The organism is Ktedonobacterales bacterium (assembly GCA_036557285.1).
GTDB lineage: Bacteria > Chloroflexota > Ktedonobacteria > Ktedonobacterales > DATBGS01 > DATBHW01.
Genome location: DATBHW010000025.1, coordinates 19,632 through 32,417, shown reverse-complemented (window position 1 = coordinate 32,417; position 12,786 = coordinate 19,632). Strand labels below are relative to the sequence as shown.

Genomic DNA, 12,786 nt, shown 5'->3' with positions numbered 1-12,786 from the left:
AACACCGGCAGACCTGCCTCCTTCACTCAGTACGGCAATGGAGCCGGGCCGCATCACATTAAGACCCTATAGCGCCTTACCTGGAGGTTTTCATGGCTCTCAACATTCCCCTGCTCAAGCGATTGACCGAAACGCCGGGCATCTCCGGGCGCGAAGAGCGCGTCCGGGCTATCGTGGTGGATGAACTGCGCCCGCTGGCCGATGATGTCAGCGTAGACCGCCTGGGCAACGTCGTCGCCTGGAAGCGCGGCAAAAATGATCGCCGCGTCATGCTGGCGGCGCACATGGACGAGATTGGCTTCATCGTCAAGCACATTGACAAAGACGGCTTCATACGCATTCAGCCCGTCGGCGGCTTTGATGCGCGCGTCCTCTTTGCCCAGCGCGTCTGGGTGCATGGCTTCGCGGGCGAAAGCCTGCGCGGCGTCCTGATGCCATCCAGCAAGCCCATTCACCTCCTGGGCGACGAAAAGCCTGCCGCGCCCAAGCTCGATGACCTCTTTATTGATCTGGGCATGCCCGGCGAACAGGTGCGCGCCAAAGCCGAGGTCGGTGACATGGTGACGATGGACCGCACGCTGGAAGTGATCGGCGATACCGTCATCAGCAAGTCGCTGGATGACCGCGCCAGCCTCTTCCTGATGATCGAAGCGTTACGCGCCCTGAAGCATCACGAGGTCAACATTCTGGCCGTCGCAACGGTGCAGGAAGAGGTGGGGCTGCGCGGCGCGACCACAGCGGCCTATCATGTCCAGCCCGATGTCAGCGTGGCGCTGGATACGACGCTGGCAGTGGACATCCCCGGCGGCGCTGACCAGGACGCCGTGACGCGCCTGGGCAACGGCACAGCCATCAAAATTATGGATTCGTCGCAAATCTCCAACCCCAGGCTGGTGCGCCACTTCCGCGATCTGGCCGAGCGGCACAGCATCAAATATCAGCTTGAGGTACTGCCGCGCGGCGGCACCGATGGCGGCGCGATGCAGCGGTCGCGCGAAGGCTCGCCCTCCATCACCCTCTCAACCCCTTCGCGCTACGTCCATACCGTCAACGAAATGATCCACCAGGCCGACCTGGAAGCAGGCATCACCCTGCTGGCGCGCTATCTTGAAGACGCGCACAACGGCGACTACAGCCTGTAAACAGCGGCCTTCTCGCGCACACGACAGCCCTACCCCGACGCCTGAGCAGGCATCAGGGTAGGGCGGTAATCTCCCTCTTTTTCCGTGACTGGGCGCGCCGTCGGCTGAGGCGCTACATCAGCATGCGCTGAAGCGCGGCGCGGTCCTGGGCGCTCTGCTGCGCCAGTTCCATCAGACCCTGGGAGAGCGCGTCCAGCCAGTCATCCACCCCCAGCGCCTCCGTCTTGAGCGCGATGCCGCGCACCACGCGCGTGCGCTGGGCCGCCAGCGTCCCATACGCGTGGCCGATCTGATAGCGAAACTCCCCAAGCTCAATGCTGATGGCTTTCACCGGCTTTTCCCGTGAAAACAGGTGCGACTCGCGCTCAATCATCGTGCGCGTGGGGAGCGCGCCGCCAAGTTTGCCCGCCAACACCTCCAGAAACGTTTTGTTGTCGCCCACGTCCGCGCGCAGCGAAGACGCCACCACCTCAAAGCCAAGACCCTCGCCATAGGAGCTATCAGCCATCGTAACATCCTCCTCGGTGCAGCATGCGCCCGCGCCCTGCCAGATATAGGAAAGAAGTCCAGATCAGTTTGTGTGCCTTGCGCCTGGGCCGGTCATCCGCCTGCCAGACCTCAAGCGTTCTCGTTTATTGTAGCATAGCTATGCTCCTGGCACAGCCTGGCAATCGGCATTCATCCAGTTCTGTTCCACAAGGCTTGACACCTGCCCTCAGAGCGATGTATCATTTTTAGTGGGCCTCCGAGCAACCTTCATGTTTCTGGCGGCCCATCGAGGGCGGTTGCTGAAATTGGCAGACAGGGCAGACTTAGGATCTGCTGTCGAGAGACGTGAGGGTTCGAGTCCCTCACCGCCCACCTGGCGGTCGGCGTGGCTTTGGGAGGTCCGACCCCCCAGAGAGTTTTGGAAGCGTATCTCGCGGGAGTAGCTCAGGGGTAGAGCGTCTCCTTGCCAAGGAGAAGGTCGCGGGTTCAAATCCCGTCTCCCGCTCCGGTCCACCTGGACGGGTGCTCAGGCGTCGTTTGGGTGTGCCTTTCCTCAGTATGCCCGCGCCGGGCGGAATGTCTGGCGTGTGTCCTGTGTTCCCAAGATGTCCAGGCCACGCAGGAGACACGCACGTCGCGCGCCTTATACCAGGAAACCGCTGTTTTGCGTTGGGTAGTATCAGTTCAATGTTATAATACAGGATATGGATACCATTGTTGGTTGTTGTGGAAGATAGCCCTCACGGCTGGAGAAACGAGTGAAGATCACCGTCGAAAAGACTCCCCAAAGCGAGGCCGTTCTGGACGTTGAACTCGACTGGGACGAAGTAGAAAAAGCCTCCGACCGAGCCTATCGCAAACTGGCGCAAAAATATACGGTCCCCGGCTTCAGGCGCGGCCACGCGCCACGCACCATGCTGGAGCGCATGATCGGCAAAGACGCCATTTATCAAGAGGGGCTGGATGACCTGATTAACCAGAGTTATAAGCAGGCGGTGGCCGACCATCAACTGACACCCATCGGCCAGGCTGATGTAGATGCCGAACCGCTGGAACCAGGGCAGCCCTACCGCTTCAAAGCCACCGTCCCCATCCTTTCCCCCGTCGAACTTGGTGATTACCACTCCATTCACTTCGACAAGGCCGAGGTCAGCGTGGCCGATGAGGATGTTGACAAGGTGCTGGCCGACTACCAGAACCAGCAGGCCATCTGGGCGCCAGTCGAGCGCCCGGCGCAGATCGGCGACCATGTGACCGTCAACCTCCACCTGAAGGTGGAGGATCGCACCATCAGCGATCTGAAAGATAACGAATTCGAGCTGACCGACGAGCGCCCTGGATTATTTGCCGGAATGGACGCCCACGTCGCGGGGATGTCGGAGGGCGAAAGCAAAGAGTTCACGACCACCATCGCTGAAGACTATACGAATAAAGACATCGCGGGCAAAGAAGCCCTCTACAGCGTCACCATTAAAGCCGTCAAAGAGAAAGACCTGCCACCGCTGGACGATGAACTCGCCAGAAGCGCCGGAAAGTATCAGACGCTCGACGAACTGCGCCAGTCCGTCCGCCAGCAATTACTCCAGAACCGCACCACGCAGGCGCAGCGCGATCTGGAGTCGAAGATTCTGGAGGCCGCTACCGATCAGGCGAGCGTCGAGATGCACCATCTTCTGATTGAAGAAGAGGCCGACTCGCTCTATCACCAGATGGAACACCTGCTGCAACAGCAGCAGATGAGCATGGACCAGTTTCTGATGCTCAGTCAGAAAACGGTTGATGAATACAAGAAGGAACTGGAGCCAGAAGCACAAAAGAACGCCAAGACGGACCTGGTATTGGAGGCCATCGCCGACAAAGAGGGTCTGACCGTCAGTGAACGCGAACTGCAATCCCTGCTTGATCTCTATGCCCGGTTGGGGGCCACGCGCCCGCAGCGGGCAGGCCAGCTTTCGGCCACAGCGCGGCGGCGATTGGAAGCCAGCATCAAGCGGGACAAAGCGCGTAATTTCTTGATCGAACACGCCACGACGCCACAAACGGAAACCGGGGAAGCCTCCGCCACTGCTCCTGAAGCAGCGACCGAGTCGGCCAGCGAAAGTCCGGCTCAAGCGGCTGAGGAGAGCGGAGCCAGTATCTAAAGCAGAGGAGCATATGCCAAGTACTACTAAAGGAAGCCGCATGACTTATCGCTGCTCGTTTTGTGGCAAAAGCCAGGATCAGGTGCAGCGCCTGATTGCGGGGCCGGGGGGCGTGTACATCTGCGACGAGTGCATTGACCTCTGTCGTGAGATCATCGAAGAAGAGCATACCAGCATCCCGACGAAGACGCGCACCCCCGTTGGCAAAGTACCCACCCCCAAGAAGATTTACGAGCAGCTCAACAGCTATGTCATCGGGCAGGAGAAAGCCAAAAAGACGCTGGCCGTCGCGGTCTACAACCATTACAAGCGCATCAACGCGGGGATGCAGATTGACGACGTGGAGTTAGGCAAGAGCAACATCCTCTTGATCGGCCCCACCGGCTGCGGCAAGACCCTGCTGGCTCAGACGCTCGCCAAGATTCTGGATGTCCCCTTCTGCATTGCCGACGCCACCGCCCTCACCGAAGCGGGCTACGTGGGCGAAGACGTGGAAAACATTTTGCTGCGCCTGATTCAGATGGCCGACTTCGATATTGCGCGCGCCGAGCGCGGCATCGTCTATATTGACGAGATTGACAAGATCGCGCGCAAAGCCGATAATCCATCAATCACACGCGATGTCTCCGGCGAAGGCGTACAGCAGGCGCTCCTCAAGATTATCGAGGGGACCGTTGCCAACGTTCCGCCGCAGGGCGGACGCAAGCACCCGCATCAGGACTTCATACAGATTAATACCGCGAACATCCTCTTTATTTGTGGCGGCGCCTTTGAGGGGCTGGACAAGATTGTCGAGCAGCGCCTGGGCAGTAACAAAACGATGGGCTTCAAGGCCACCCTCGACGAATCGCCTGCCGCCGCCAACGCCGCCCTTGCACGGCTCATTCCAGAGGACTTGCTGAAGTTCGGACTGATACCGGAGTTTGTAGGCCGCCTGCCGGTGGTCGTGAACCTGGAGAACCTGGACAAATCGGCGCTTATCCGTATTCTGACCGAGCCGAAAAACGCCGTGATCAAGCAGTATCAGAAATCCTTCCAGCTTGATCGCGTGGAATTGGTCTTCACTGCCGACGCGCTCGACGCCGCTGCCGAAAGTGCGCTGAAGCACAAAACCGGGGCGCGTGGTCTACGCAGCATCATCGAAGAAGTCTTGCTTGATGTAATGTATGAGATTCCTTCGCGCTCCGACGTGAAAAAAGTCGTCATCAACGGGGATGTCATCAACCAGAGCCACAAACCAGCGATGCTCACGCGCAGCGAACAGCGTCAGGCCGAATTGTTAGAAGACGAATCGGCATAAGCTGGCGCGGGGCAAGGCAAGGCGTCTATGGCGATGGCGCCAGGACTCAGGCGCTCGGTAAAGGGGGATATATGCTACCTGAGAACCTGGGTTCATCTTTTTGGGCTACCGAAGATTCCGATTGCCGATATGCTCGTTACAAAGAATAACAGTGCTTCACCGGACCACCAGTCCGATGAAGTGAGCGAGGAGTGAAGAACCGTGGAGCCAGCCGTCTAAGCCAGCAGAGGAGACCCCTTTGCGCAGCCGCAGACGGAGACTTCAGCGACCATGACCTTATCCACAGGCTAGCGAGGATGCCATAATGGCCGAACAAGAGCAGCTTCCTCAGCCAGAAGCGGCTGAGGAACCACGGAAGCCAGAACCAGCAGAAGAACCCAGGAACTCACGGAGCTATCCGCTGGTGCCGCTCAAAAACACGGTCGTTTTCCCCCGCACCCGTGTCACCCTGACCATCGGGCGGGAGAAGTCAATACGCGCCGTCGAAGAAGCGCTTGCCAATGATCGCCAGTTCATCGCCGCCACCCAAACAAAGGCGGAACTGGACGACCCGCAGCCTGACGACATCTATTCCAGCGCGACACTGGTTGACATCATCAGCTTCCAGCGTCAGGCCCAGGAAAACACCATTCAGCTTGTCGTCGAAGGCGCTCGACGGGTCAAGATCGTGCAGTATGGCGAAACCGATCCATTCCTCAAGGCAGAGGTTCACAAGCCCGTCGAGCCAGCGCCCACCGGAGCGCAGGCAGAGGCGCTGGTGCGCCACGCTATCAGCCTCTTCGAGAAATATGCCCAGTTGAACCGGCGTTTCTCCAACGAAGACATCACCTCGGTCATCAGCCTGAAAAGCCCGGCCCGCCTGGCCGATGTGCTTTCGGCCCATGTCGTCAGCGAGCATACCACCCAACTGGACTTGCTCGAAACGCTGGACCCGCTGGACCGGCTGGAAAAAATCTGTGTTGTGCTGGGCAACGAAATTGAAGTGCTGGAACTGGAAGCCAAGATTCGCCAGCGGGTGCGCCAGCAAGTTGACAAGAATCAGAAAGAGTACTATCTCAAAGAGCAGCTACGGGCCATTCAGGAAGAACTGGGCCACGACACCGCCAGCGAAGTGCAGGAACTGCGCGACCGCATGGCGCAGAAGGGCCTGCCGCCTGAAGCCGAAACCAAGGTGCGCAAAGAAATTGATCGGCTGGAGCGCATGCCCCAGCATTCCGCCGAACTCGTCGTCTTACGCAATTATATTGATTGGGTCTTAGCTCTCCCCTGGAACGAACGCACCGAGGACCGGCTGGATATTGCCTATGCCCAGGTGGTGCTGGATGAAGACCATTACGGTCTGGATAAAGTTAAAGAGCGCATCATCGAGTTTCTGGCAGTGCGCCAGCTACGCATGATGCGCGAAAAGCGCGAAAACGGCTCCGCTGCGAAAGCCAACGGGCATAAAGGCCCGATCCTGTGCCTGATTGGCCCGCCAGGCGTCGGCAAGACCTCGCTGGGCCATTCGATTGCCCGCGCGCTGGGCCGCAAGTTCGCCCGCATCTCGCTGGGCGGCGTGCATGATGAGGCCGAGATTCGCGGCCACCGCCGCACCTATGTTGGCGCGCTCCCCGGACGCATCATCCAGGCCATGAAGACGGTTGGCGTGCGCAATCCGGTCTTCTTGCTCGACGAGATCGACAAGATGGCCGCAGACTATCGCGGCGATCCGGCGGCGGCGCTGCTGGAAGTGCTGGACCCCGAACAAAACAACAGCTTCACCGATCATTATCTTGAATTGGCCTATGATCTCTCGGAGGTCTTCTTTATCTGTACCGGCAACCTGCGCTATCAGATTCCGCGCCCGCTGGCCGACCGCATGGATATTGTCGAGATTCCCGGCTACACCGAAGAGGAAAAAGCGTCAATTGGCCGCACCTTCCTGCTGCCCAAGGTCTTGCGCGAGCATGGGCTGGCCGAAGATCAGGTGCAGATCAGCCCCAAAGTCATGCGCTATATCCTCTCGCGCTACACCCGCGAGGCCGGCGTGCGCAGCCTGGAGCGCCAGCTTGCGACGATCAGCCGCAAGGCGGCGCGGCGCATCCTGCTCAAGCCGGAGAGTCACCTGCGCCTGACGACGCAGAACATCGAGCAATACCTGGGCATCCCGCGCTACACGCCCGACCACGCCGTTGATCGCGGCCAGGTGGGCGTGGCAACGGGCCTGGCCTGGACAGAGCATGGCGGCACGCTCCTGCCCGTTGAGGTCGTGACGATGCCTGGCAAGGGCGCGCTCCAGGTCACGGGGCAGCTTGGCGAGGTCATGCAGGAATCGGCGCGCGCCGCGCTCTCCTACATTCGCTCGCGGGCCGAAGAACTGAGCCTGCCATACGATTTTGCCGAGCAAATGGACCTGCACATCCACCTGCCCGAAGGAGCCATCCCCAAAGATGGGCCATCGGCGGGCATCACTATTGCGACAGCGATCATCTCGGCGCTCACCCGCAGACCTGTGCGCAACGATGTGGCGATGACCGGCGAGATCACCCTACGCGGGCGCGTCCTGCCGATTGGCGGGCTGAAAGAGAAGGTATTGGCGGCGCACCGCGTGGGCATCCACGACATCCTGGTGCCGGAGGAGAACCGCAAGGACGTTCCAGAGATTCCGGCCAAGATTCGCAACGACCTGCGCTTCACCTTCGTCAAATCAATGGATGAAGTAGTACGCGAAGCACTGCTGCCCCAGGCGGAGACGCCCGAAGGCGGCGCGCCCAAAGACACCGAAAAGCCGCCAGTCCCGGCGGCCCATGCCCCGACGGACCGCGCTCTACAGCCTCCGCAGCCGGAAGCGCCGCGTGGCCCCGACCTGACGGAAATAGAACGAGAAGAGGAGAACCTGCCCCTGCCCAATGAGGTCAATATTCTCCCGGAGGAATCGGCGGTCAAGTTCCAGGGGCAGGAGCCTCCCGACCCATACTCTTCGCTGCAAGGGTAGGTAAGGCCAGGCGCCAGAACGGTTGCAACGTGAGCCACACCACTTTCGTACTGAAAGAAGTGTGGCTCATACTGTGATGTACTATAATAACACAAATCCAGGCTGGACAGAACGTTTCTATTCATGTATGCTGAAGAAGGGCAAATCTGGCACGTCGGGACGCTACCATTTTTAAGAAGAGTGAGAGGAACAATTACATGGCTTACGATCCCAACCAACAATATCAGCAGCCACCCCAATATCCGCCGCCCGGCCAGCAGGGCTATCAGCAGCCCGGAGGCTATCCCCCACCGGGCTACCAGCAGCCAATGGTAGTACAGAATCCGGTTGCGCAGCAGCTCGGCCCCAGTTCGATTGGCATTGACGCCAATATTGCCGCCGCGCTGAGCTACTTCTGGATCATCGGCCTGATCTTTTTCCTGATCGAGAAGAAGAATCGGTTTGTGCGCTTCCACGCGCTCCAGTCGCTCTTCTATGGCGTGGGCCTTGTCATCGTCGGGGTCATCTTCGACTACCTTGGCTCCTATTTCTTCTTTGGCTTTAGCTGCCTTGGCGGGCTGATCCATGTTGCCTGGCTGGTCGGCGCGATCTACGCTGCCGTTCAGGCATACAACGGCAAATGGTTCAAGCTGCCGGTGGTTGGCGACATGGCCTACAACAACGCTATGGCCTGGGTTCCGCCGGATGGCGGGATGGCGGGCGTTCCACCAATGGCAAACACCCAGTACCCGCCGCAGGGCGGCTACCCGCCGCAGCAGCCCGGCAACTATCCACAGTCCGGCCCCGGTCAGTATCCTCCCCAGCAGCCTCCGGGCCAGTGGCCGCAGCAGTAAGGGGTATTCCCCGCGAGAGAGCGTCTAGAATCTGCATCGCTCTTAACGCGGGGATACTACTATCAGGGGCAGCAGCCCTTGAAGAATGAGAGGAAGAATCACATGGCTTACGATCCCAACCAGCAATATCAGCAGCCACCCCAATATCCGCCGCCGGGACCGCAGAACTATGATCAGTCTTCCGGCTATCCCCCTCCAGGCTACCAGCAGCCCGTCGTCAAGAGCATGATCGCGCAGCAGCTCGGCCCCAGTTCGATTGGCATTGACGCCAACATTGCGGGCGCGCTCAGCTACTTCTGGATCATCGGCCTGATCTTTTTCCTGATCGAGAAGCAGAACAAGTTCGTGCGCTTCCACGCGCTGCAAGGATTGCTCTATGGGGTCGGTTTTGCTATCCTTGCCTTCATCCTGGGTTATCTCCCTTACGTGTGGGTTTTGGGCGACCTGTTCTGGATCGCCTGGATCATCGGCGCGATCTACGCTGCCGTTCAGGCGTACAATGGCAAATGGTTCAAGCTGCCGGTGGTTGGCGACATGGCCTACAACAACGCCATGAACTGGAACCCGGGCATGCCTGGCCCGATGGGCGGCCCGCAAAACACCCAGTACCCGCCGCAGGGCTACCCACCGCAGCAGCCCGGCAATTACCCACAGTCCGGCCCAGGCCAGCAGCCTCCGGGCCAGTGGCCGCAGCAGTAACACCTTAAACCGCTGCCAGACAACGGGTCTGTATCGCCTGTTTGCGCGATACAGACCCGTTGGTGTCTGGTGGGCGCTTGCTAGCAAGCGCCGCGTGCTATAATATCCGCTATGAATACAGCAAAGACTCCCCAGCCTGTTGCGCTCATCACCGGAGCCGGGCGCGGCGTTGGGCGCGCCACCGCCCAGCATTTTGCCGCGCAGGGCTATCACGTCGTTATCTGCGCCCGCACCATCAGCCAGATTCAAGCAACGGCTCAGAGCATCAGCGCGGCGGGCGGCAGCGTCCTGGGCATGCGCTGCGATGTCAGCAGCGCCTCGGATGTCGGCGCGCTCTTCGCTGCCGCCCTGGAACACTTTGGCCGGATTGATGTCCTCATCAACGCGGCGGCCATGCTGGTGAAGCAGCCCTTCGCCGAAATGACGATAAAAACCTGGGATAAGGTCATGGAAGTCAATCTGCGCGGCGCGGTCCTCTGCTGTCGGCGCGCCTTCGATGTCATGATTCCGCAGGGTAGCGGCGTTATCATCAACATCTCCTCGCTCTCCGGCTTCCCCAACGTCGAGAAGTTCCCCGGCCTGAGCGCCTATAACGTCTCGAAATACGCGGTGGCCGGGCTGAGCGAGATTCTGGCAGTAGAAGGCCAGCCCCATCATATCCGCGTGCTGGCCGTCAGCCCCGGCGCGGTGGATACCGAGATGCTGCGCCAGGCCGCGCCGGGCCTGAAAGCTGGCATGACCCCCGACGATCTGGCGCGCATCCTCTTTTTCCTTGCCAGCGACGACGCCCGCCACCTCAGCGGCATCAACCTGCCCATCTTCAGCAACGCCTGATGGATAGAACAGGCCGCAGGCCAGGCGATACTCACCTGGCCTGCGGCCTGTTCTGCCAGCTTATCAAGGGCTAGCGGCGGCGGCGAGCCGAACGTCGCTGATTAAGGCCCCCGAACGCAGTCCCCGCCGCGATCAAAGGCACCAGGACGAAATAGAGATAGTTAATAGCGTTATCTTGCAGGTAGAGTTTGAGTACATCGAAGAAATCACCAAAAGGGAGCGCAAACAGGCTGTTCCCCTCGCCGAGAATATCAGCCAGCGCCAGGCTCAAGCGGAAATACAGCGCCAGGAAGAACGACAGCAGACCCAGCACGCCCGCCAGGACCGCCAGCACAATATGTCGCTGCCCGCGCGCGCCCAGCAGCACGCCAAGCCCCACCAGAAAGCCAAGCCCCAGCGCGAGAAAGGTGAAATTGGTCTTCGTGAGCTGCAAGAAAAAAGCCCAGATGATTGCGCCAACAATACCTCCGACCAGGCCACCAGCCAACCCCAGGACCAGGCCCATTGGGTCCAGGCCGCCTTGCTGGCCGATGGCTGGCGAAGCAGGCGGCGTTCCAAGATACGCCTGCTGCTGCTGGTAGGCCGACGGCGGCTGATACCCTGGCTGTTGATACCCCTGCTGCTGATAGCCTGGCGGCTGATAGCCCTGCCAGCCACTCGCCTGACCGGCTGGCGGATATGGGCCGCCGGGGGCGCCCGCCATCGGCTGGTGCGAACGGACCGACACTGAAGCCTGGCTCACCACTGGCTGCCCTCCAGGGGCGTAAGCAGGCGGGGCTTGCGTTCCGCTCGCCTGCTGTGCCGCGCCGCACGTCTGGCACGTCGGCCCGGCCACCTGCGCGCCACATTTCCAACATGCTGCCATTGCCATACAGGAATCCTTTCTGCTACGATACACCGTGACTCACTGGTTTCCTAGACTACCTATTAAAAAGGCCAGGCAGATTATAACACAGCCATTGGCAGGCACAACAAGTCCGGGGGCAGCAGGCGTCTTCTGATAGAGAAGGCCCATAGCTCTCACCGCATCAAGCACATCGTCAAATAACGTTCAATGTTTCAAGCATATGGTAAGGAGTAGGATTTGTGTAGGGTTTGTAAGCAGTAGGACTTTCGTTCAGCAGGCTGGCCCGCGAAGGTTCAGCCAGGGAAGGGAGAGGAGAGAAGAACGTTGCGTATCGCTCTTGTAGCCCCGCTCATCTCACCCATCGCGCCGCCGTTTATGGGGGGAGCGCAGGCGCTGCTGGCCGATCTGGCCGCCGGCATGGCCGCGCGCGGCCATCAGATCACCCTTTTTGCCGCCTCTGGCTCGTCCATTCCAGACCCCGGCGTCACGGTGCGCGACCCAGGAATTGACTGGCGCCAGTTACGCCCGGCCAGCTTCCATGAAACTGCCGCCGACGCTGAAGGCGAAAGCGAGCCGCCCGACGGCGCCTTCTTTCGCAGCGCCGATGGCTTTCTGCGCGTCTTCACCCTGCTTCAGCAGGAGCTAAGCGCGTATGATCTGATTCACGCCCATGCCTTCGACTGGCCCTCTTTTGCTTTTGGCGCGCTGCTGGCGCGGCAGCGCCCCGTTGTCCACACGCTGCATCTGCCCGCCGTCAATCCAGAAATCAACGCGCTCCTGCGCGAACTGCACGAAACAGGCAACCCGACCAGATTTATCACCGTTTCCCAGGCGTGCGCGGAGACGTATCGCCCCTTTGTCCCGCTGGATACCATCATTCCTAACGGCATTGATACCGATGCTATCCCCTTTGGCCCGGAACCCGACGCGGATGGCTGCGTTTTATTTGCCGGACGCCTCTCGCCAGAGAAAGGCGTCGCCGACGCCATCAAGATCGCCCGCCGGGCGGGCCGCCGTCTGAGCCTGGCCGGTGGCATCTACGACTCAACCTATTTCGAGCAAGCCATTCAGCCCCAGCTTCACGCGCACAAGCACGACCTGGAATATGTGGGGCAGCTTCCGCGCCCCGACCTCTGGGCGTTGATGGGCCATGCCACCGCGGTGCTGCTGCCTATTGACTGGGAAGAACCCTTCGGCCTGGTTGCCGCCGAAGCAATGGCGGCTGGCTGCCCCGTCATCGCCTACGCGCGCGGCGCGCTGCCAGAGATCATCAAGGATGGCGAAACGGGTTTCCTTATTTCCCCTGGTGACATTGACGCTGCCGCGCGCGCCGTCGTCTCGGCCTCTTCGCTTTCACGCTCCGCCTGCCGCGCCCGCGCCCAGCGATATTTCAGCCTGACCCGCATGCTCGACGACTATGAGCGGTTCTACCAGCAATTACTGCATGGACACGCAGGCGGTTAGCAGAACGCTTCCCGTGTACCGCCGCCGTCCCGGCGGCTAGACGCTGGCTTGCTGGTCCGCCGC

The 12,786-nt window shown here is 60.3% G+C and carries 10 protein-coding genes and 2 tRNA genes; 10 read left to right on the top strand and 2 right to left on the bottom strand.

All coding sequences use genetic code 11. The features are described 5' to 3' along the window. The first annotated feature begins 92 nt into the window (after positions 1 to 92). Positions 93 to 1,142 carry a M42 family metallopeptidase gene (locus tag VH599_08370; protein HEY7348319.1) on the top strand — a complete coding sequence of 350 codons (1,050 nt, stop codon included), beginning with the start codon at positions 93 to 95 and terminating at the stop codon, positions 1,140 to 1,142. 112 nt (positions 1,143 to 1,254) lie between these two features. Here VH599_08370 and VH599_08365 read toward each other — a convergent pair whose 3' ends face one another. Then, positions 1,255 to 1,650: a hypothetical protein gene (locus tag VH599_08365; GenBank protein ID HEY7348318.1), complete on the bottom strand. Its 396-nt coding sequence runs from the start codon at positions 1,648 to 1,650 to the stop codon at positions 1,255 to 1,257. Between the two features lie 271 nt (positions 1,651 to 1,921). Here VH599_08365 and VH599_08360 point away from each other — a divergent pair. From VH599_08360 to VH599_08325, 8 genes are all read left to right on the top strand, one after another. Next, positions 1,922 to 2,003 (top strand) — tRNA-Leu (locus VH599_08360). Positions 2,004 to 2,064: 61 nt separating this feature from the next. Beyond that, positions 2,065 to 2,136, top strand: a tRNA-Gly gene (locus tag VH599_08355). A 253-nt stretch (positions 2,137 to 2,389) separates the two neighbouring features. Further along, the gene (gene tig / locus VH599_08350) at positions 2,390 to 3,772 is read left to right on the top strand and encodes a trigger factor (protein HEY7348317.1); all 1,383 of its coding nucleotides are present in this window, start codon (positions 2,390 to 2,392) and stop codon (positions 3,770 to 3,772) included. A gap of 40 nt (positions 3,773 to 3,812) precedes the next feature. Next, entirely contained in the window at positions 3,813 to 5,072 is a 1,260-nt protein-coding gene (gene clpX, locus VH599_08345) for an ATP-dependent Clp protease ATP-binding subunit ClpX (protein ID HEY7348316.1), read from the top strand. A gap of 304 nt (positions 5,073 to 5,376) precedes the next feature. Beyond that, positions 5,377 to 8,046 (top strand): endopeptidase La, encoded by a 2,670-nt coding sequence (lon, locus tag VH599_08340; protein HEY7348315.1) that lies wholly within the window; start codon positions 5,377 to 5,379, stop codon positions 8,044 to 8,046. 197 nt (positions 8,047 to 8,243) lie between these two features. Next, positions 8,244 to 8,879, top strand: a complete 636-nt coding sequence (locus VH599_08335) for a DUF4870 domain-containing protein (protein ID HEY7348314.1) — start codon at positions 8,244 to 8,246, stop codon at positions 8,877 to 8,879. 102 nt (positions 8,880 to 8,981) lie between these two features. Beyond that, positions 8,982 to 9,578, top strand: a complete 597-nt coding sequence (locus VH599_08330; protein ID HEY7348313.1) for a DUF4870 domain-containing protein — start codon at positions 8,982 to 8,984, stop codon at positions 9,576 to 9,578. A 111-nt stretch (positions 9,579 to 9,689) separates the two neighbouring features. After that, a complete protein-coding gene (locus VH599_08325; protein ID HEY7348312.1) occupies positions 9,690 to 10,412 on the top strand; it encodes an SDR family oxidoreductase in 723 nt (240 codons plus the stop codon). A 70-nt stretch (positions 10,413 to 10,482) separates the two neighbouring features. On the opposite strand, the gene VH599_08320 is transcribed toward VH599_08325, so the two are convergent. Further along, positions 10,483 to 11,283, bottom strand: a complete 801-nt coding sequence (locus tag VH599_08320; GenBank protein HEY7348311.1) for a hypothetical protein — start codon at positions 11,281 to 11,283, stop codon at positions 10,483 to 10,485. A 300-nt stretch (positions 11,284 to 11,583) separates the two neighbouring features. Between VH599_08320 and VH599_08315 the strand changes: the two genes are divergently transcribed. Further along, positions 11,584 to 12,723: a glycosyltransferase gene (locus tag VH599_08315; protein HEY7348310.1), complete on the top strand. Its 1,140-nt coding sequence runs from the start codon at positions 11,584 to 11,586 to the stop codon at positions 12,721 to 12,723. Positions 12,724 to 12,786: the final 63 nt, after the last annotated feature.

Excerpts from the sequence above, each read along its gene's own strand:
- VH599_08370 (HEY7348319.1), top strand. The coding sequence starts at position 93 with ATGGCTCTCAACATTCCCCTGCTCAAGCGATTGACCGAAACGCCGGGC.
- VH599_08365 (HEY7348318.1), bottom strand. The coding sequence starts at position 1,650 with ATGGCTGATAGCTCCTATGGCGAGGGTCTTGGCTTTGAGGTGGTGGCG.
- clpX (HEY7348316.1), top strand. The coding sequence starts at position 3,813 with ATGACTTATCGCTGCTCGTTTTGTGGCAAAAGCCAGGATCAGGTGCAG.
- lon (HEY7348315.1), top strand. The coding sequence starts at position 5,377 with ATGGCCGAACAAGAGCAGCTTCCTCAGCCAGAAGCGGCTGAGGAACCA.
- VH599_08335 (HEY7348314.1), top strand. The coding sequence starts at position 8,244 with ATGGCTTACGATCCCAACCAACAATATCAGCAGCCACCCCAATATCCG.
- VH599_08330 (HEY7348313.1), top strand. The coding sequence starts at position 8,982 with ATGGCTTACGATCCCAACCAGCAATATCAGCAGCCACCCCAATATCCG.
- VH599_08325 (HEY7348312.1), top strand. The coding sequence starts at position 9,690 with ATGAATACAGCAAAGACTCCCCAGCCTGTTGCGCTCATCACCGGAGCC.
- VH599_08320 (HEY7348311.1), bottom strand. The coding sequence starts at position 11,283 with ATGGCAATGGCAGCATGTTGGAAATGTGGCGCGCAGGTGGCCGGGCCG.